Source organism: Chryseobacterium cupriresistens (assembly GCF_046614675.1).
GTDB lineage: Bacteria > Bacteroidota > Bacteroidia > Flavobacteriales > Weeksellaceae > Chryseobacterium > Chryseobacterium cupriresistens.
On the sequence record NZ_JBKKJT010000001.1, the window covers coordinates 234,155 to 255,707 of the forward strand.

Consider the following 21,553-nt stretch of genomic DNA (forward strand, 5'->3'; position numbering starts at 1 on the left):
ATGAAAAACTTTAATTTCTGGCTGAAGCTTTGCCTGTTCAATTTCTTCATAGTATCGGTGGTCGGTGTTATGATGAGGTATAATCTCGCATTTTCACTTCCGGGATTTTCTCATAAATTCATGCAGGAATCGCATTCTCATTTTGCATTTTACGGATGGGTTTCGGCAGCGATTTATCTTTTTGTTACGAAATACCTGACTGAAAGTGATGCTGGAATTGCCGTTTCAAAGTATCAGTTTTTGCAGATTTTTAATCAGATCGGTTCATACGGAATGCTGATTACTTTTCTTTATGGAGGGTATTTCTGGCTTTCCATCGTGTTTTCTTCAGTAGCTTTATTTACCGGTTTTGCTTATTATCTATTTTTACTGATTGATCTTAGGAAAAATAAGAATCCTGAAACCATTTGGCTGAAGTCAGGAGCATTCTTTGCTACATTGTCGGCGATCGGAATTTTCGGGTTGGGATATTTTTCGGCAAGGAAAGACGAGTTCGATGTGCTGTTCAGAGCTTCTACCTATTTTTATCTTCATTTTCAGTATAACGGATTTTTCCTGTTTTCCTCCATAGGTTTGTTTTTGATCTCCCTGAAAAAATACGGCGTTCAAATTCAGGAAAAACTGAATAAAACCATTTTCCGCTTATTGGCTGTTGGATGTTTTTTCGGATATGGACTTTCCATTTTATGGATAGATATGCCGGAGCTCCTTCACATCTTTTTCGGTGTGATTTCTATCCTTCAGATTATAGGAGCAATTAAACTTTGGAGATGGTTCGAGCAAACCAAACTATTCAAAAAACAGCATGTCATACAAAAATGGCTTCTTGTGGTTGTAGGCTTTGCATTTTTAGGAAAATTCATTCTTCAGATCTTATCGGCAATTCCTGAACTGGGAATTTACGCTTTCAGCAATATCAATATCGTGATCGGGTATTTGCACTTAGTTTTACTGATGGGAGTGAGTCTTTTCCTGATCTGGAAAATGCTGCATCTGGAAAATATCAAGATCAACAAATTCCTTCAGACCAGTATTGTGATCATGATCTTCGGGATCATATGTAATGAGGTTATTTTGGGACTTTCGGGATTCTTTTCCATCGTTTACATTCCATTTTTAAGTGCAAAATACTGGCTGCTTTTTGCTTCGGTGGTCATTATGATCTCGATCGGGATGTTTATCAGAGCTTTAAGAATAAAGAATTACATCAATAAAGAATTTAAAAATATCAATCTAAACCAATTTAATAAATAATGAACAAAAAACCAGTACACAATTTTCATATTCCTGTAATGGGACTGGCTTATACCATAGACAGTCCGATCCGTGTTGCCCCAGTTTGGAATTTCTTCCGTAGTGTCTATTATCGATGATGAGATCGTGGAAAGAATGAGAGATTTTTACAGTAAGAAATTCAATTTTGATTATTCTGCCATTTCCATAAAATCGGAAGATCACAGAGCGAGAAGAATCACGGCATATCTGGATATGATGGATGATATTGTTACGAAAAAATGTAAAGATTTTAAAGAAGAAATTACCAAAAACACAGAAAGCTTAAAACAGTTTATCGGAATGTTGCCGAGTACTTCCGATTTCAAAAAAGGATTACAGAACATTCTCGATAAGAAAAACGATCTCGCAGCAGACATTAAAAAATTCATTGATGAAAACCTTTTTCCGGGCGAAATTGATGTCAACATCATGACCAAAGTAGATAAGGACAACTTCGTGAAGGATGTACAGCTTCCTACGATTTATAATGATGCCCATGCTTCTCTGCGTGGTTTTGCGAAGAGTAAACTGTCCTCATCTGTAGTGTTTTCAGCAGGGATGAATCCCAGATTATACAGCTATCTGGAGGAATTTGAACACTTTTTTCCTAATGAAAACGGAGAACTGAAAAAGAAGATCATCATCAAGGTAAGTGATTTCCGTTCAGCGATGATCCAGGGAAATTTTCTTGCAAAAAAAGGACTTTGGGTTTCGGAATACAGAATAGAATCCGGTTTGAATTGTGGTGGTCATGCTTTTGCTACGGACGGACTTTTGATGGGTCCAATCATGGAGGAATTCAAACAAAAAAAGAGTGAACTCCAGTCTTCGGCATATTCTTTATGGAGCGAAGCATTGAAACAAAAGGGTAAAACGGCTCCTTCCGAGCCTTTAGACATTAAAATTTCTGTACAAGGCGGTGTAGGAACTTCTGAAGAACACGAATTTCTTCTCTCAAATTATAATGCAGACAGTGTAGGATGGGGTTCTCCGTTTTTGTTGGTTCCGGAAGCTACTTCTCTCGATCAGGAAACAAGAGATCTTCTGGTGAAAGGAAAAGAAGAAGACTTCTATCTGAGCAACATATCACCATTGGGAGTTCCGTTCAATACAATCAAAGGAACAAGCAATGAGATCATCAAGGGAAAAAATATAGCAAAAAGTAAGTTCGGGAGTTCATGTCCTAAAAAACTTTTGGCTTTAAGCAAAGAATTTGATCCGAAAGGAACCTGTACCGCTTCAAAAAAATATCAGGATATCAAAATGGATGAGCTGGAAAATAACAGAGCAAATCTTACAGATAAACAATACGAAAAAAGCAGAAAAAATATCACCGATAAATCCTGCCTTTGTGTAGGTCTTGTCAATTCCGCTTATCTGGAACACGGATTGCCGATAAAAGGTGAGAAACAAGGAGTTGTTATTTGCCCAGGACCTAATCTTAGCTTTTTCGACAGAGAACTTTCACTTTCGGAAATGGTTCGCCATATTTACGGATACGGAAATGTTTTGCCGGATGAACGCCGTCCAAATGTCTTTATCAACGAATTGAAACTGTATGTGGATCATCTTAAAAACGAAATAGCCGATTTTTCTGAAGAGATCACCAAATCTCAGGTGAAAAAATGGGAGAGCTTCAAAGCTAATTTACTGAAAGGAATTGCTTATTATGAAGATCTTTTTGCCCATACAAACTATTTCAGATCAAAAGTAGACCGTATTTTTTCTGAACTGAAATCATACAGATCAAAAATTGATCAGATCCAGATTCCGCAGTTATAAGCTGTAGAATTTAAAATACTCCTGGCTCATTCATCAGCTTCATTACACTTCCAAGATCTTTCAGATCTTTGATCTTATATTGGAACATGATCATCACTTTTTCCTTTACAGCAACAGCAAGGTGATGAATGGGACAGGGATTTTCCCCATTACATAAGGATAACCCTAAAAGACATGAGGTAAGAACTTCCTTACCTTCAAAATTTTCATAGATGTCTTTGATTGTCAGATTCTCAAATTGTTCATCATCGAGATAAAAACCACCACCTTTTCCTTTTCCTGAAGAAATCAGTTTTTTTCTGGTCATATGCTGTAAAATTTTGGAAGTGAAAGGGGTAGGGGTGCCTATTTTTTCCGAAATATCTGCGATCCCAATCTTCCGCCTTTCAATGGCAAGTATAATACATGCTTTTATTGCATACTGACATGTATTCGAAAATATCAACATTTATTCTTATTAATGATTAAACTACTAACTTGGTTGTAAAAATACAAAAACCTCGCCGAAACCATAGATTTTAGGAGATTCATATTTGGTATAAAGTTGAAGTGAAGCTTAAAAAAATGAAAGCCACTAAAATTCTAATGACTTTCATCGATCAAGACAAATTATTTCAGTTTGAAATTAGGCGCAATTTTCAGAGCAAGCCACGTCCACGTTTGCAGATCTTTTGGTTCTGAAACATTTTTAAGGACTTTCATACTGTCACTTGCAAACATAAAGGAATGACCTAGGTTTACCGTGATCACTTTCCAGAATTTTTGGATGAGAACCAGATCCAGTTCGCTTCCTAAATAAGATGAATATTTTTTTTCCAGATTATTCTCACCCAGTTTTCCGTTTGTAGTGAAAATGTGCAGGTTACCCGTAATTATGGAGTTAGAATTAAACTTAAAAGTAGATTTAAGATAATAATCATTCAACCCGAAACCGTTAAAATGGCTTGTTCCAAAATAAAAATAATCCATAAACCCATTATGCAGGTGATTGGTTCCATACAAAGGGCTGAACGATCTGTTTTCTCCGGAATAAGTATCATAACTCCTACCGGAAAGCCATTCCGTCCCGGCAACAATATTAATCTTTGGATGAATCAGAAAATCTGAATTGATTGAAAACTGATAAGCAGACTTGGTCTGAGCGCTTGTGTTTTTACCCGTTTGATAATATGCTGAACCGAAAAAACCGATGTTTTCGAAATATTTTTTCGCATTGATTCCCATTGTCAACATATCATAATGGGTACCTGATGGATTTTGCAAAATATTATTCAGAGCGATGGCTGAGAATAGGAATTTGTTGTTTCCGGTAAATTGATAATGCAAAACCTGAAGTGATTTTGTGATTTCTCCACCCTCCGAAATGCTGTAAATCTCTTTTTCGGACAAATCATTGGTATCATTATCATCATTGTTGTAGGTGATTGCAGCTTCGATTTTAGAATTCGGACTTAGGGTATAAATACCTTTCAAAGTTTCAAAACTTCGTCCCTGCATCATCCAATCCAATGTCCCAAGTAAACGTTCGTTGTCGTAGGAAAGAATCTGTTTCCCTAGTTTCAAAGAAAATTGGCCTGAAAACTGATATTTTGCCCAGGCTTCATGAATGGTGAAGTTCTGATTTTTTCCTGTATTGGAAGCTGTTTCTCCCCATGTTCTTACATCCTGTGCACTGAGGTAAACTTCCAGGTTTTTATAATAATAATCTATTCCGACTCGAGCACGGGAAAGAACAGTTGTCTCTGCAGATTTCCCTTTTGGAATGAGGGTTCTTGCTCCATTATCCAGTTCTGCTCGTGTTCGCAGATCAATGTTCATTTTCAGACTATCCATTTGTGCATTGGCCAATCCGAAAGCGAGGCTTAAAATGCCTAAAGTAATTTTGTTCTTAAACATTTCATTAAGGTTCAGCGGTTATTTTATAAGTTTGATGACAAGCAACACAGTTGTTGAGAAGTTCATTCATTTTCACCTGAATTTCCTGTCTGTCGTATTTTTGCTTGGCCATTTTTGACATTACATCAAAAAGTTCATGGGTATGAAAGCCCATTTGTTTGAACTCATAGGGTAAAGATCTTACCAATCCCTGAGGAATGGTATTTATCTTACAGGCTCCGGATTGCTGACCAACACCGGCGACCATATTGGGATCGTTTTTAGCAATTCCGTCATTGATCTTTTGTACACTTTCCAAGAAACCCCGCATTTCTGCCATCACATATTCACGGTTTTCTTTGGTCATTTTTATCTCGGATCTGCTGTCTTTTTTAATGATCACTTTTTCGCCCTGATAAAAGAATTTATAGACCAGAACAACATTCAGAATGATGGATATCATCATCATCATCATCATCAGTAACATGAGGTTTTTTTTCATTTTTTTTAAGTTTTTATTATTAACAAGGTCTTTCACATCCAGATTTGGTATAAAAATGCCAGTTGACAGCTGTAGCCATTACGCAACCCACTACCAAAAACCAGAAAAAGAGCCTTGAATCACCTGTCATCATTCTGGATTGTGTGATCAAAACATTGAACACAAAAGGTCCGAAAGCGGCCACTGCTGCAGTCCAGCCTATAACTCCGGCTGCTTTTCTCGGAGAATCTGAGAAAATGACTGGGAATTGCTTGAACGTTGCTGCATTTCCAATTCCTGTGAAGAAAAAGATGGCTAAAACGATAAATAGGAAATCCTCGAACTGATCGGGAGAAGTAGGTGTTAAATATCCTCCGAGAATCAATCTGCAAATCAGGATGATCAATGCTATTCCGGTAACCTGTGTAAGTAATGCACCTCCGATCTTATCAGCAACTTTTCCAAAGATCACTCTGGATGCTGAACCAATAAGCGGTCCGTAAAATGCAAACTGTAGCGGATCAAGGTTTTTGTCTAAAGGAACATACAGGTTTTTGATCATCATAGGGAAGGATGCCGAAAATCCTGCAAAAATCCCGAAGGTCATGATATAGGTCATTGTACAGTACAGGGTATGTTTATCCTTGAAGATGTCCAATTGCTCTTTGAAAGATGCCTTTACCGGAATACTTTTTAATGAGAACCATGCCCAGATTCCAATGATAAATAGTGGAATAACATAGATGAACGCAATATTTTCCAAGTAGATGGTTTTACCTGTTTCCACAATGATCTCGCCACCTCCCATGAATGAAAAGATACTTAAACTGATCACAAGTGGTGAAAGCAACTGTACCAGGCTTACTCCAAAATTACCGATTCCAGCCTGAATACCGAGTGCGGTTCCGGCTTCTTTTTTCGGGAAAAATAAGGATGTTGAAGGCATAAAAGATGAAAAGTCTCCACCACCGATTCCCAACAAGAATCCAATCACCATAAAATAAGTAAAGGATGTCTCAGGATTCATAACGGCAAATCCAAGCATGACCACAGGAATGATCTTGATGAGTGAACTGACAGAAACTACCTTTCTGGTACCATAGATAGGAATTAGAAATGTATTGACAATTCTTAGAAGCCCTCCCGCTAATCCGGGCATTGCTCCCATCCAGAATAGCTGGTCATCTGTGAACTGAAAGCCAATGTGAGGAAGTTTGATAACGATGACGCTGTATAAAAACCAGGTCGCGAAAGATAAGGTGAGAGCCGCAGTTGTAATGGTCAATGTTTTCCATGCTGTTTTTTTGCCGCTGCGTTTCCAGAATTCTTCGTTGGAAGAGTCATAGTTGGTGAGCCAATGTGAATCATTCATCTTTTTAGTTGTTTATTTTTGGGTTTAATGTTAATCTTTGTTGCAATTGACATGTTCAATTCTATCCTTAATGTGTGGTGCTTCTTTATGTGTCATTTTTTTGATTATTGTATTCATCCAGAAAAGAGATATGGCTGAAACCAGGAACACGAAAATCCATGAGCTGGTCCATAATCCTGAAAAATCTAGGAGATAACCAAATAAGATAGGTCCAATGAAGCCTCCTAAACCACCGATAAGCCCTACCATTCCACCAACAACACCCACTTCATTCGGAAAGTATTCAGGGATATGTTTGTAGACGGCCGCTTTACCGATTCCCCACATAATGCCAATAAGAATGACAAGAATGGAGAAAACCCATATATGTGCTTCAAATTTGATGAGGGTAACGCCCTGTGCTAAAAGTTGTTTTTTCTGTACTTTTTCATTGTGTTTTACCAAAACTTCCTGCCATGAAAATGATTTGGGTAATACAGAGGTTTGCTGAGGTATTTCAGGTTTTGAACTGATGCTGAATTCTCCGTTATCAAGAATAATCTTATCTTTTTCAATGGATTGAACTGTTCCTGTTTTTTTTGCAGTGATTCCTTTTCCCGGTGTCAAAATCTCCATTTTAGGAAGCATCAATAATCCGCTTAAGACCAGAGAAGAATAGAGTACCCAGTACATGACTTTTCTGGCCCCGAATTTATCTGAGAGATAGCCTCCAAATGCACGGATCACACCGCTCGGTAAACTGAATGCGGAAGTAAGAAGTCCTGCTAAAACCAATGAAGTTTGGTAAACACTTACATAATAAGGCAATAACCATTGTGAGAAAGCAACAAACAGGCCGAATACCAGAAAATAATACAGACCGAATCGCCAAACCCTGATTTTGCTTAAAGGATTAAGAAGCTGTTTTACTGATTTGTTCTGAACTGCTGCTTTTTTATTTTCAACAAAAAACAGGAATATAAATCCGATGATCGTTAACGTAATTCCGTAGATGATGGGAAGCATTCTCCATCCGTTTTCCGGATCATCAGCAGATAGATAATTGAGCAGAGTAGGAGCAAAAAATGTAGTAAGAGCAGCTCCTGCATTTCCCATTCCGAATATTCCCAATGCACGTCCCTGCCATTCTTTCGGGTACCAAGCAGAAGTGAAGGCAATACCTACGGCAAATGCTGTGCCCACCATTCCGAATAGGACACTTAATAACAAATAGATCCAATAAGAATCTGCAAAATATAATAAAAATAAAGGTATGCTGCAAAGTAAAAGTAAAGTTGAGAATACAGGTTTTCCTCCATATTTATCTGTTAAAATCCCTAAGGGAAGTCTCATGATAGAGCCTGAAAGAATAGGGATTCCCAAAAGCCAGCCTGTTTCTACCACAGACCAGTTGAAAATATTGTTGTCAACAAGATAAGTAACTAAAACACCGTTTAAAGTCCAACAGGCAAAACAGATCGTAAATGCCAAAGTATTCAGAAACAGAATTCTGTGGGCGGAAGATAAATTTGCGTTCATTGTTTCGGTTTTTTTTAATAATCTAGTTTACTTGCACAAAGATATTATAAATAAGACATTTTTGTCTTATTATAGATTTTTTTTCTATTTTTGTGTCATAAATCATGTTATTCTATACATAAAGCGATCAATGGAGTATATGATTCGAGGTTGTATTATCATCATTTCAAGTAATTAAAATATTCATTATGAGGAGTATTACGCGGATGGAAATTATCCTATATGTTCAGAAGCAGAAAAAAAGTACACATTTTTACTCAGCCTTATTCCGGCAGATCCCGGCACCTAACGTCCCCAATAGGAAGAATGTTTTATTTGGAGATCACTACAGACTTAGATTCATACAAAATAATATCAATGAAGATGAATAAATACTACGCGGGCATCTTTCTTTTCATGGTTTTCATCTACGCATTCTACAATAGAGAAATTTATACTGAAAAGGCAGATTACGGTGATTTTAAGCTTTCAGAAAAAGCCTTGAACGGTGAGAGACTGTGGCTGGAAAATAATTGTAATGCTTGTCATCAACTGTATGGTCTGGGGGGATATTTAGGCCCGGATCTTACTAATGTTACGTCCAGGCCTGATAAAAGTGATGAATATCTAAAGGTAATGATGATCAGCGGGATCAAATCCATGCCCAAATTCGATTTTTCGCCTGATCAGCAGGACCAGATCCTACAATTTTTAAAAGAAGTTGATAGAACGGGGTATTATCCAACACAGAATGCTGTGATCAATTATGGCGGATGGGTAGACTATCCACAAAAAGTAAAAAATGAAAAATAACGCTTATCCTTTCTATTATATACTGATCGGGCTGCTGAGCCTGGTACTGTGTCTTTTTGTTGGTTTTTTATCTGGTGTACAGTATGCGGTTCCGGATTTTGCTAAAACCATATTTCCATTTACTGTTCTTCGGCCGTTACATACTCTTTTTGCCCTTTCATGGATCTTTATGACAGCTATTGGCGGGATCATGTGGTATATCCAGAATGATAAGACAAGCTCAGGGATTATGAAGTGGCAATTTTGGGTCTTTACATTTACGGGTATATTGATAGCGGCTTGTTATATATTCAAGAAATTTGAAGGAAAAGAATACCTTGAATTTCCTCATGGTTTCTATGTACCTATTCTTTTAGGATGGATCTTGTTCGGAATTTATTATTTTCGTGTGATGTGGCGTACTTTTTCCCGTTGGCCTGTATATTACTGGATGTGGGGAACGGGAATCGTATTGATGATTTTTCATTTTACAGAAGCTCACCTCTGGATCTTGCCTTACTTCAGAGAACACTATACTCAAAACCTTACGATGCAGTGGAAAGCAGGCGGTGCCTATGTAGGGGCATGGAATATGTTGGTATACGGTACCTCTATGTATGTAATGGAAAGAAACAGTGGAAAGTCAGGTTACAGCCATTCAAAAACGGGATTCTTTTTTTTCTTCCTCGGTCTTATTAATGTGATGTTCAATTGGGCACATCACATTTATCCCGTTCCGAATGCAGAATGGATCCGTTATTTAGCATATATCATCAGTATGACGGAATGGATCATCCTGCTAAGAATCATCTATCTTTGGAAAAAAGATATTCCGGCACAAAGTAAGAAACAGTTTTCAGTATCTTACCGTATGCTGATGTTATCAGAGTTATGGATCTTTCTGAACCTGTTTTTAGCATTGTTGATTTCCATTCCTGCCATTAATCTTTTTACACATGGAACACACATTACGGTGGCTCATTCTATGGGAACTATCATCGGGATTAATACCACTATTCTGTTGTCTTCTGTAAGTTTTATCCTGGAAATTGTAAAAGGAATGAGACCAAAAGTTAAAAAGACTATTTTTCTGGGAAGCCGGATCTTTAATGCTTCATTCTTAGGATTTTGGCTTATATTGCTGGTGATGGGAGTTAAACGTTCAAAATGGATTTACTTTTCAGAGCAGATCTCTTTTGGTATGTTTCAGGATTCTATGCAAGTTTTACATATTATATTTGGCTTATTTGGAACTGGCTTAATCATAGGGATTTGTATTATAATCTATCCAATGATCGGCCACATCATTGTCATACTAGCTAGAAAACTGTATGGCAAACAATTTGAAAATAAATACATTAAATAGACATTTATTAAAATTAGTCAGGTGTGTATTTAGATTAAGTTTAGTTTTATTTTGTTCAGATTTCTTTTGAATGGAAAAAATTATATATTGGATCATTATAACAGCTGTTATTGGGGAAACAGTTCTAGTAATCGCGTGTGGAATAATTTCGCAAAATATTACTGATTGAGATTGTCCTCCTCATTTGAAAATAGCTGTTTCAATCCTCTTTCTTGCTTTAGATTTTGTTTTAGAAAACTTTAGAAATCATACTAATTTTTTCTTATATTATTAGAGGTAGGTTTAAATCGTGAAGAAAGGAGTTTCCTACGGATATAATGCTATTTTATACAGGCCTCTAAAAAAATACTGTAAAAGCTGCTATGAGCGATTTTGTCCAAAATTTTGAATCAACATAATCATATATTAAATACAGGCGGATAATTGAGACGAGATGATTACGTGGCGGAAAAAACAACAAAGAATTGATCTTCAAATGTCGGTTCTTTGACCCTAAAGAGTTCATCTTCAAACACTTTTATCGATGATTTGGTTCTTTTGAGCCAAATTAAACAAGGGATTGACTTAAAGCATATAGTAGACAAGCATTATCAATAAAAATATAATTGATTAACATCCAATATATCCTTAAAATAAAAAGCTATAAACGTTAAAAGAATTTTTGGAACCATATTGACAGTTCTTGGCATCGTTGGTTTAATATACTCGAGGTATGAGCTCATCAATAAAAGCCAGGCTACACTACTTTGGGTGTCGTTGGTTTTCTTGGCTTAATTTTCTTTTCTGGGAGCATTGGTCTAGTGAAAAATACCAAAGATGAAGCGTAAGGATAATAAGGGAATGAGTAGACTACGATGATGAAAGCCTGTTGGAAATCGCTGCCGGAATACTATCTTCTATATCGATGTTTCCGCAACTGATAAAAGTTATCGAGGATAAGAATGCCGAAAGCTGTCTCGGGTGATGATTCTTGTTCTGATATATAGACTTTCATTATGGTATGATACGGATTGCTAAACGATTAGACGGATCATTTTCACAAAGGCATTGGCCATACCGGTGAAATTTAGCCTTTTTATTTGCTGTTTCCTGTATAATGATAATTCCAAATAAATTGGAAGCCGAAATGAAAGGCTGTCGAAAGCATAGTTTTACTCAAATTTTTGTAATTTCGCCAGGAAATCGAACCATAGGAAAAGATTTTCATCCATTCATTCGATTATTGTTATTAGTTGATCGACAAGATAGGCATCTTGTCGATTTTGAGTTTGCAATATACCCAAATGAGTGGTTGAACCTTGCAGTCTTATTTATCCACTAATGTAATCCTTCTCCGGGTTAGGTTTTGGGAATAGATATTTCGTTCCCTCGTCATTTGGTTGATCAATTCGTTCTTTTCCTATACGCCTAACGATAAAACATCGTCGAAAGCCGTAAAATAAATGCAATTGCTTCCGCCCTCTTTGTTTAATTGTTCCGGGGAAATCTCCAGTATTTTCTTTTCAATTCTTCCTAATCTTTCATTGTACAAAAGTAAGTATAAATTTAGATTTGTACAATAAATTTGAACTGGTTGGAAAAAAGGTCAATCAGTTGAAAGCAAGTGTTGCCGTGTATAGAGGCACTTGGTGGCGGTTGGGATAAGAGTCTACCGGCTTTATTAGATGTTACTTCTCACTAATACTTTATAGTTATTTTAAATTAAGGAGCTTATCGAAAGATAACTCCTTTTTTTATTAAGAGAAGTCTAGATAAATACTGAAAATAATTAAAGATATCTTTTTTTAGTAATTTCGGATGCTACATCTTTTGCCTTGGCAATCCAATCTCATGTTCCTGTGGATATGGCTTGCGCCACGTCATACTGACATCCTCATGCAAATTACGTTGGGCTTCCAATGACTTCTCTTTATCCATTGAATATCTTGAATCCGGAATAAAAGGCATTTTGGCCATTTTATGAATGGTAACAGTAGGAAAATGAAAATCGACCTCTACGGTTCCCAATAGAAGATAACAGCCACCGCCCTGAAAAGGGTATTCTTCAAGGCAATTTGGAAAATGAGCGGTATCAAAATATTGTCCTTCAGCATCAATCCAGGTTCCGAAGTACATTGTACCTTTCTTGGTAGGAACATGCTTCCTTGAAATCAGATAGGCCAGCATTTTAACCTGATGTTTATGAAACTTCAATAAATCTTTTACCAAAACAGAACCTCTGTATCGGGTTTGTAATAAATCAAAAGGGCTGAAAGAAACAGGAAATCCTAATATTTCTATTTCATCAAAAGCATCTTCAAATGGATTTCTTTCTATGGTGGGAAGTTGATAATCTTTCTGAGGTTCGTCCAGTAAAGTCAAATGCCTGAAAGCAACTTTATTATTTCCAAGAAGAAATCTTGATTCAATGAGCAGCTCATGCTTCTGTTTTCCGGTAAAGCGGAATGCTCCGATAAAGATTAGAATCTGCAATGTTTCGATGCCGATAGGAATCCTTTTAACAAAGTTTTCAAGAGAGGTATACTCTCCATTCTGGGTTCTTTCTTCAGGGACCAGTTGTGCTAACCTTGTTTCCAGTCTTTCAATATGCATCAATCCCAAATAAACGTCCGAACCATAGACTGTTGTCTGATAATTACTTAAATTGACGCAGGGATTATGAATTGCAGCTCCCGACATCCTGGCCTCATGAATGTAGACTTCGGTTCTGTAGAAACCTCCACCGTTATTGATAGCGGAAACCATAAATTCGATGGGATAGTAGACTTTGAGGTATAAGCTCTGATAGCTTTCAACGGCATAGGAAGCAGAATGGGCTTTACAGAATGAATAGCCTGCAAAGGATTCTATCTGGCGGTATACTTCCATAGACAATTGTTCAGGATGTCCCAGCTTTTTACAGGACTCAAAGAAATTATCTTTTACTTTCTGTAATGCAGATAAAGAACGGCCTTTGCCGCTCATGGCTCTTCTGAGTACATCACCATCAGGGGCGGATAATCCTCCGAAGTGCAGGGCAATCTTAATAACATCCTCCTGATATACCATAATACCGTAAGTTTCTCCCAGTTCTTTTTCAAAAACCTCATGGAAGTATTCAAACTTTGTGGGATTGTTATGCCTGAAAATATATTCCCGCATCATTCCGCTTTGAGCCACGCCGGGTCTAATAATGGAAGAGGCAGCTACCAGTACTTTATAGTTGTCGCATTTCAGTCTTCGGAGTAATCCTCTCATGGCTGGAGATTCAATATAAAAACAGCCGATGGTTTTTCCGGAACTTAAGAATTCATTGCATCGGGCTTCGTCTTTTGAGATAGATGTATCCCGGATATCGATATCAATGCCTCTTTTTTTCTTCACCAGCTTTACCGTGTCGTTAATGGTACCTAAGCCTCTCTGTGAGAGAATATCAAATTTTTCAAGGCCAATCTCTTCAGCAGTGTACATATCGAACTGTACAATCGGAAAACCTTTGGGAGGCATTTCGAGTGCTGAATAATTGGTGATAGGTTCTTCTGATATCAGAATCCCACAGGAATGCATGCTTCTCTGATTAGGAAACTTTTCTAAAAGCTTTCCGTAGTAATGAACCTGTCTGGATACTGAATTATTATCATGTTCCTGGATGGGTTTTGTTGCCAGCGTATCGAGTTCTTCCTTCGGAAGCCCAAATACTTTTCCTACTTCCCGAAAAATAGAACGGTATTTAAATTCAACATTGGTTCCACAGAAGGCAACATGGTCTTTTCCGTATTTATCAAAAATATATTCAAGGATAATATCCCTGGTCTGCCAGCTCCAGTCAATGTCAAAATCAGGAGGCGTTTTACGGTTGAGGTTTAAAAACCTCTCAAAATACAGATCCAGTTCCAGGGGACATATGTCAGTAATTCCGATGCAGAAACTGACTATTGAATTGGCACCGCTGCCTCTTCCTACGTGCATAAACCCCATTCGGTTACTGTATTGGATAATATCCCAGGTGATCAGAAAATAGGCACAGAAATTAAGCTGGTCAATGACTCCTAACTCTTTATCCACCCTTTCTTTTGCCTGTAGATTATCATCGGAATATCTCTTAGAAAGTCCCTGATATGCTAATTTTTTTAAAAGCTTAGAATCATTTTCTTTGCTGTCTGTGAAATGCTTTTTGTTTTTAGGTGTTGAAAAATCAAAATCAAAATGACAGTTATTGACAATATACTTTGTGTTCTCAATAATCTGTGGCTCATGGTAAAATTGAGCGAGAAGCTCTTTTTTATCAGTAAACATTTCGTTGTCTTTACAGTAATCAGCTTCTGTAAGCTTGCTGATCAATGTATTGTGATCAATAGCTCTTATTATTTTATGAAGCTCATATTCTTCAGGGGTGGTAAAGGTAACCGGATGAAGAATAACCATTTTATGAATGAACTGTTTTAATTCCGGTTTAATCAAAAGATTTAACTGGTTCTGTCTGATGCCTATAAATTCATGATCTGCTAATTTTTCAGGAATATTCTCTATTGGGTAAATAACAAAAGTATCTGTAAAATTAGGATTTGCTCTAGGAATTTCAGTGCCTTCACAGTTATAAGCTGTTAAAAGCCTGTTGATCTCTCCGATACTTCTCTGATTTTTTGCCAGGCAAATATAATACAGTTCATTCTGAACCCGGATTTCAACTCCGACGATCGGTTTGATATGGTGATCCTGACAAAGTTTGTAGAAATCATAGATCCCCGTAATGGTATTGATATCCGTAAGAGCCAGGGTTTTAATATTAAAACGTACAGCCTGCTCAACCAATTCTTTAATAGAAATGGTTCCATACCTTAGGCTGTGATAAGAATGACAATTCAGAAACATCTTTTAATTATTTTAATAAACCTGAGGCTCTTCCTACACTTGAAGTTCCAAACCTGTTCTTGATTTTATCCATTGTCTGATACAGTGATATCAACTCTTCCGTATCTTCAAAGAGATCCATTTGATGGCATCCGTGAACCAGTCCGGTAAACTTTACTCCAACTAACCTGATTCTCATACGTCTGGTATATACTTTTTTAAAAAGTTCTAAAACATACCTGAGCAGGGTATGGTCAGCTGAGGTGTAAGGAATTCTGCATTGTTTGGTTTCCGTATCAAAATTCGCATAGCGGAGTTTTACCACCACTACTGATACCAGCCATTTCTCTGCGCGGAGCTGATAACAGAGCTTTTCAACCATTCCTGAGAGTATACTTTGAATACCTTGAATATCGATGCTATCCTGGGCAAAAGTATCTTCTGTAGAAATAGATTTTCTTTCCGAATAAGGAACCACAGGATTTTCGTCAATTCCGTGTGCTTTTTTCCAGAGTTCATTTCCGTTTTTACCAATCAGCTGCTGAAGAACGTCAACAGGCATTTCTGAAAGGGTCTGTATGGTTCTGATGCCCAGCCTTGACAGTAGCTGAAAGGTAACATCGCCGACCATAGGGATCTTCTTTACCGAAAGTGGGTTCAAGAATGATTGAATGTCAGGCTGTTTCACTTCAAACCTTCCGGTTGGCTTTGATTCTCCGGTTCCGATTTTGGATACGGTCTTATTAGTGGATAGAGCAAAACTTATCGGTAATCCTGTATTTTTCTGTACGCTTTCAGCAATTTCATGGGTCCATTTATAGCATCCGAAAAACTGATCCATTCCAGAAAGATCAAGATAAAACTCATCGATACTTGCCTTTTCCACAACAGGAACTTTTTCCTGAATAATTTCAGTCACCATATGGGACATATTGGAATACATTTCCATATCCCCCTTAATTACTTTTGCTTCGGGACATAGCCGTAAAGCCATTTTAATCGGCATGGCACTTCTGACTCCGAAAAAACGGGTTTCATAAGAGCAGGACACCACTACACCACGGTCTCCACCTCCTATGATCACGGGTTTTTTCTCCAACTCAGAGTTTTTCAGCCTTTCACAGGAAACAAAGAATGTATCCAGATCCATATGTACAATTGCTCTTTCCATGTGATAAAATTAGTCACGTTTTGAAACAAATTTTGTATTTTTGTTGTCTAAAATTGTAACAATGTCGAAATTCTCTGATAACATCGTGTTTTTGAGAGGAAAGAAAAATATGACTCAGCAAGAACTGGCAGATCTATTAATTCTTACCCGATCCAGATATGTCGCCTATGAATATGGCAGAACAGAACCTCCTATTGAAATATTGCTTAGAATTTCAAAATTCTATAACATCAGCATCGATCTATTGTTGACTGTAGATGTCAGAAAATTTTCCATCGATGAACTCATGGAGCTTCCTGAGAACAGGATCATTCTGCCTATAAAGGTTGATCCAGATGGAAACAATCAGATTGAGATTATCCCCCAAAAAGCTTCTATGGGCTACCTGAATGGCTATGGAGATCCGGAATACATAGAAGGTCTGGAGACCATATCATTACCTTTTTTAAAAGGGGGTAAGTTCAGGGCATTTCCAGCTGACGGAGATTCAATGCCCCCCTATAAAAACGGAACCTATATTGTAGGAAAATATGTTGAAAATCTTTCGGACTTGAAAACGGACAGAACGTATGTTTTTATTACCACCAATGATGGTATCAGTTACAAAAGATTTCAGTTTCATGAAGCAGATGGTATATGGGTAAAGGCTGACAATCAATTTTATGAGCCTTATAAAATTCCATTAGCTGAAATTAAAGAAATCTGGGAATTTGCCTGTAGTATTAACACCAAAGAATATGAGCCTGATGAATTTGCAGAACACCATATTCAAAACTTTATCACGGAAATTAAAACCGATATCAAACAGATCAAAGAAAAAATGGGAGATAAGAATTGAATTTATTTTGAGTACACGGCATAATCAAAAAACTTCCCCGAAGGGAAGCTCAAAAAACACAAATGATGAAAAAAATCCCATAATGTGGGATACTGCTAATATAAATATTTTTAATTTAAAGTTAAATAATCCCGTTAAGTTTACCTTATGCTCAGGAAAGAAGCTGATGTGCTTAAAAATAAAATTTAATAGTCTACTACACTTAAACATGATGTTTAGAAATCATTTTTTTCCATTTTGTAACTGTATTTCGGCTTAATCCAAAATGGTATGCCAATTGGCTGTTACTATATTTGTATTTCTTCTGATAATCAAGAATCTTTTGAATTGAAACGAGATCATAAGAACGAAGTCTCTGATTAAATTTTTCTATTTCTTTATCCTTCTTCTCAAAAATTATATTGTTGAGTTCTATAATATCTATTTGGGATAAATCAGCTTTATTAAGCAGGGAAATACATTTTTCCTTTTTTTCTGGAAACTTAGTCTTGATTATATCAGTATAAATCTGTTTATAATTTGGAGTAGTTTTTTTTGAAATCATAATTTGGATTTTATTTTTCATTACTGGATTTATATTTATTAATCCATTTAAATAAAGTTGTTTTGGGAATTCTATACCTTTCAATTACGTGATTTCTTGTTATTTCTCCAGCCTCTATCTGCTCAATAATAAAATCTATTATTTCTTTGGTATAAATATTTTTCCGGAATTTTGGAAGGGAAGATTTTGTTGTTAATGTTTTTACTTTCCCTTTAGATGAGGGAGAATACAGAATCAAATGCTGGGAGTATATTCTAAAAAAATCATATTCCAAAAGCTTGCTCCACTGCAAAAGGATTTCGCAGTCCAAACTTTGGGCTTCGTACATTTTTTCAATTTCTCCTACCGAAAATTTGAAAAAGTTACAGATACGAGATATATCTATCTCATTTTCTATAACTTTTTCTTTAATCATTTTCCCTATGTATATCTTTTTAAAATTCATTATTTACAGTTATTTATTAACTAATAAAACATGCCTGACATCAACATTTCAATTAATTTTAATTGTGAGCATATCTAAATTTTCCCGTTTCTATCAAATAAATCTATCCTATGCTCTCATTTTACCTTTCATTCTAATTAAAATATGTTTGATTGAAACGATTTCATTAATCCACACTCTATTTCCAGGGCTAATGCAAATAATGAATGAATTTTAGGTCTGTTTACATATTATTTATGATTAATTTGTGTTTTTAAGATTCCAAAGGAAAATTGTAATGATTAAGATTATTTTAAAAATGTTTTCTTACAGTTATACTGGAAACAGTGGCTGTAGACAATGTACTTGAGTTATCTGCTCTCATTCTGTATTGGACCTGAATTTGGTCCCCGGCGGTTAAGTTACCCATCCAATACAATGGCATATCTCCTTGTGCACCTCCTGCCCCTGTTCCATAATATGAAATAGCCAATACTGTAGAGGTTGTACTGTTAAAAATCCGGGCCCCAAATGCCTTAGAGTTACCATTAGTACTTGATAATCGTAAAGAGACATCTCCAAAAAATGAGTACAGGCCCGTTGCTGGCACTGTAAATGTTCCACCACTATGAATATTTCCTATGTCCACACTTTCTGTTGTAAAATTCATTGTAGTCCAGGCTGAATAGTTAGGCATTGTATAGGTTGCAGCGACCACTGCCGGTTTTCCGGCAAATAAAACCTTGGTCAGATTATTATTGTTTATTTCTGTATGAACATCGGCGGTCTCTCCAATGCTTTCCCATTGGGTACCTGTCCAAATATAAAATGTATCCTGGAATACATTATTGGGAGAGGTACCACTGTTCAAAAGATTATATACCAAAGTGCCTTGTTCCGGCGAGTTTGTTGAGGATGTTACAGAAATTGTAGTGATATCATCAGTTCCCAGTAATTGGACTCTTGGAATTAGTAATCCTTTATTGGTACTATATACATCCAGTATTGTACTGGTATCAGGATTGTTTAATCCTATGCCTACCTGAGACTTTATCGATATGCTGCAAGAAATAAACAGCAGGTATAATATATAGATAATTTGTTTTTTCATAATTACTGATATTTATAAATGTTGATTGTTCCGGATTCAATTCTATAGTTATTGGCGGTATAGATATATTTAAAAGTCATAAGATCATTTAAAATTAAGTTCTGGGTGCTGATTATGGTAGTGTACATCCTGTTGTTGATTAAGTTATCCCTTCCAAATGCACTGACAAGTGAAGTAGTCCCTTTTAATATATCATGAGTAGTAGTTCCTCCATTATTTCCTATATTTGACATTTCGGTAATAAACTCAAGCATATATATTCCTGTAGAAGAGATTTTATACTGGCTTGTGCTACTGTTCCATCCGGCATACTTATCGACAAGAATTTCCGAAGGAGTAAGGGTAAGAGTGGTGAAAGCACCTCCTCCAGCTGATCCTATAGGGACAGTGGCTTTTTGACCAACAGCAGCACTGAATATTAACAAAGGAATATTTGCAGCCGCAATAATATCATCAGTTGATGCTGTATTTGCCTGATGGTGATATTTATTATCACTTCCCCAATAGGTTATTCCTTTGATGATATCGCTGGCAGTGTTTGAATTTGTATTATAAAACATTACCCCTGTTGCCGGAGAGGCAATAGGGCTTGCTGCATCAGCATTATCTGTCACGGATAAGCTTGGAACCCTTAGGGCTTTATTATTTGAATCGAGTTTTAAAATGGCTGATTGTGAAACATTGGCTGATCCTATCACCATCTGGGCATTATTCATAATGGCCATTAATCCCAGAAATAAGATGAGAAGTTTTGATTTCATAAGATTGATTTAATTATTTGATATTTTGGAAATGGAAACATTAGGGTTGGTAATCTGATATGCGGCATTAGAAGACTGTACGCTGAATGTTATGAGGTCATTGGCTACCAGTTTTACACTGCAGGTACTTGATACACCTCCGAATTGATATCGTTTATCTGTTCCGTAGCTGCATATATTGCCTCCGTTTTTTTGTACATAAACCATTGCCCCTCCATTCGTGTCTCCGGAGACATTTCTTAGATCCACATTAAAGGAAATTACATAGCCACCAGCACTTTGAATTCTGTATCCAGTATAAGCAGGGCCTCCTTGTGCCCCTGCTGGAGAATCCTTGTATAAAGTATTAAAGGTGAGATTTGTGATTGTGCCGGCAGCAATACTACCTGAAGCAGCTATATTACTTGCCGCAAAAACAGGGGTTATAAATGGAATTTTTGCAACTTCAGTTTTTACCTCCTGTTTCGACCACATTTTTTCCCATACCGTTCCATTATAGGCATAAAGACCTTTGGTAACAGAAGTATTCCCTGTTCCGGCTGCAGCTGTGTTGTAAACAATAAATCCTGTTTTAGGATTGGCAACTGTTGTTATGTCTAGAGTAGAAGTGAGTGCAACGAGTGGAAGTTGAATCCCTTTATTGGCAGCAGTTATATCCAGAGCAGCGGATGGGTCCGGGTTTGTAGTCCCAATGCCAACTCCTCCTTGCTGTGCGCTAATACTGAGGCTATTAATAGCCAAGATTAAAATAAGTTTTTTTTTCATAATCCTATTTTTATAAAAGATTGATTTTGTTACATAATGTGCCATTCACATATAAAAATTAAGCCCCTTTCTTTCTCATCACCTGTGTAGTGTAATAGTGGCATATTTGAGGGAAACCAGAAGGGGCTTAAATATTATAATTAAATCACTTTTTTTGGGAAATTTTATAAATTGTATGTTATTAATATGTTTTCATTATTTCTAAAAAATTGGCGGGCAAAAGCTGTAGAGCAACGCGCCCGCCACAGTAAAAACTTATAAATAATATTTATTAAGTGAATGAAGCGTGTTGGTAAGTGTGTATGTATTTAGCTAATACTGTCCCAAATAAGCTTATAGTTTTTTTTCATCCAAATAAGATTTGGAATGGAGACATTCATTTCAGTTTGAGAAGACTCTATCGGCCAGAGTCGGGGATTTAATAATAAAAATTTTTCCATTTTTTTAGGTTGTTGTGTTAATTTCATGTGTGTTTACATAAAGTAGTCCTGTTTAGACTTTTTTTTATGATATATATCTGCATATTAGTTTATTAATAAATGAACAATTGTTGTAATTGAATTATGTTGGTTGTTTGTGATAATGTATAATTTTTAACAAAAAACATTCTTAATCCAGTTAAAATATTAATACGCAAAAAGTTAATTTTGTTTGCCTAGTAAAATATTT

16 protein-coding genes and 1 pseudogene are annotated in these 21,553 nt (G+C 36.4%); 5 read left to right on the plus strand and 12 right to left on the minus strand.

Annotation, left to right across the window (positions count from 1 at the left end; translation table 11 throughout):
* Together ACLI50_RS01195 and ACLI50_RS01200 are read left to right on the plus strand one after the other, a co-directional pair.
* The gene (locus ACLI50_RS01195; RefSeq protein WP_042721888.1) at positions 1 to 1,254 is read left to right on the plus strand and encodes a hypothetical protein; all 1,254 of its coding nucleotides are present in this window, start codon (positions 1 to 3) and stop codon (positions 1,252 to 1,254) included.
* A pseudogene (locus tag ACLI50_RS01200) lies at positions 1,254 to 3,057 on the plus strand (hypothetical protein). The gene ACLI50_RS01195 and the pseudogene ACLI50_RS01200 overlap by 1 nt, the downstream one beginning before the upstream one ends.
* 10 nt (positions 3,058 to 3,067) lie before the next feature.
* Here the strand turns inward: ACLI50_RS01200 and ACLI50_RS01205 are convergent.
* The 5 genes from ACLI50_RS01205 to ACLI50_RS01225 all read right to left on the minus strand — a co-directional run bounded on the left by ACLI50_RS01205 (position 3,068) and on the right by ACLI50_RS01225 (position 8,303).
* Positions 3,068 to 3,505 (minus strand): RrF2 family transcriptional regulator, encoded by a 438-nt coding sequence (locus tag ACLI50_RS01205; protein WP_050009576.1) that lies wholly within the window; start codon positions 3,503 to 3,505, stop codon positions 3,068 to 3,070.
* 161 nt (positions 3,506 to 3,666) lie between these two features.
* The gene (locus ACLI50_RS01210; protein ID WP_042721890.1) at positions 3,667 to 4,953 is read right to left on the minus strand and encodes an alginate export family protein; all 1,287 of its coding nucleotides are present in this window, start codon (positions 4,951 to 4,953) and stop codon (positions 3,667 to 3,669) included.
* Positions 4,954 to 4,957: 4 nt separating this feature from the next.
* A complete protein-coding gene (locus ACLI50_RS01215; protein WP_148045356.1) occupies positions 4,958 to 5,434 on the minus strand; it encodes a hypothetical protein in 477 nt (158 codons plus the stop codon).
* A 19-nt stretch (positions 5,435 to 5,453) separates the two neighbouring features.
* Positions 5,454 to 6,785: an MFS transporter gene (locus ACLI50_RS01220; protein ID WP_411412968.1), complete on the minus strand. Its 1,332-nt coding sequence runs from the start codon at positions 6,783 to 6,785 to the stop codon at positions 5,454 to 5,456.
* A 30-nt stretch (positions 6,786 to 6,815) separates the two neighbouring features.
* Complete coding sequence (locus tag ACLI50_RS01225; RefSeq protein WP_123263097.1) at positions 6,816 to 8,303, minus strand: MFS transporter; 1,488 nt, start codon at positions 8,301 to 8,303, stop codon at positions 6,816 to 6,818.
* A gap of 357 nt (positions 8,304 to 8,660) precedes the next feature.
* On the opposite strand from ACLI50_RS01225, the gene ACLI50_RS01230 reads away from it, so the two are divergent.
* A complete protein-coding gene (locus tag ACLI50_RS01230; protein ID WP_395973952.1) occupies positions 8,661 to 9,095 on the plus strand; it encodes a c-type cytochrome in 435 nt (144 codons plus the stop codon).
* The gene (locus ACLI50_RS01235) at positions 9,085 to 10,440 is read left to right on the plus strand and encodes a cbb3-type cytochrome c oxidase subunit I (RefSeq protein WP_395973950.1); all 1,356 of its coding nucleotides are present in this window, start codon (positions 9,085 to 9,087) and stop codon (positions 10,438 to 10,440) included. The genes ACLI50_RS01230 and ACLI50_RS01235 overlap by 11 nt, the downstream gene beginning before the upstream one ends.
* Before the next feature lie 1,800 nt (positions 10,441 to 12,240).
* Here the strand turns inward: ACLI50_RS01235 and ACLI50_RS01240 are convergent.
* Both ACLI50_RS01240 and dinB read right to left on the minus strand, forming a co-directional pair.
* The gene (locus tag ACLI50_RS01240; protein WP_411412969.1) at positions 12,241 to 15,291 is read right to left on the minus strand and encodes a DNA polymerase III subunit alpha; all 3,051 of its coding nucleotides are present in this window, start codon (positions 15,289 to 15,291) and stop codon (positions 12,241 to 12,243) included.
* A gap of 7 nt (positions 15,292 to 15,298) precedes the next feature.
* Positions 15,299 to 16,441, minus strand: coding sequence for a DNA polymerase IV (gene dinB, locus ACLI50_RS01245; RefSeq protein WP_411412970.1), 1,143 nt, complete (start codon positions 16,439 to 16,441; stop codon positions 15,299 to 15,301).
* A gap of 61 nt (positions 16,442 to 16,502) precedes the next feature.
* On the opposite strand from dinB, the gene ACLI50_RS01250 reads away from it, so the two are divergent.
* Positions 16,503 to 17,279 carry an XRE family transcriptional regulator gene (locus ACLI50_RS01250; protein WP_142716683.1) on the plus strand — a complete coding sequence of 259 codons (777 nt, stop codon included), beginning with the start codon at positions 16,503 to 16,505 and terminating at the stop codon, positions 17,277 to 17,279.
* 202 nt (positions 17,280 to 17,481) lie between these two features.
* Here the strand turns inward: ACLI50_RS01250 and ACLI50_RS01255 are convergent, their stop codons facing one another.
* From ACLI50_RS01255 to ACLI50_RS01275, 5 genes are all read right to left on the minus strand, one after another.
* Complete coding sequence (locus ACLI50_RS01255; protein ID WP_228451460.1) at positions 17,482 to 17,844, minus strand: helix-turn-helix domain-containing protein; 363 nt, start codon at positions 17,842 to 17,844, stop codon at positions 17,482 to 17,484.
* Entirely contained in the window at positions 17,834 to 18,268 is a 435-nt protein-coding gene (locus tag ACLI50_RS01260) for a transposase (protein WP_411412971.1), read from the minus strand. The genes ACLI50_RS01255 and ACLI50_RS01260 overlap by 11 nt, the downstream gene beginning before the upstream one ends.
* Positions 18,269 to 18,560: 292 nt before the next feature.
* Positions 18,561 to 19,358, minus strand: a complete 798-nt coding sequence (locus tag ACLI50_RS01265; protein WP_142716685.1) for a phage tail-like protein — start codon at positions 19,356 to 19,358, stop codon at positions 18,561 to 18,563.
* A gap of 2 nt (positions 19,359 to 19,360) precedes the next feature.
* Entirely contained in the window at positions 19,361 to 20,119 is a 759-nt protein-coding gene (locus tag ACLI50_RS01270) for a phage tail-like protein (protein WP_142716686.1), read from the minus strand.
* Between the two features lie 9 nt (positions 20,120 to 20,128).
* Complete coding sequence (locus ACLI50_RS01275; protein WP_411412972.1) at positions 20,129 to 20,884, minus strand: phage tail-like protein; 756 nt, start codon at positions 20,882 to 20,884, stop codon at positions 20,129 to 20,131.
* Positions 20,885 to 21,553 lie beyond the last annotated feature (669 nt).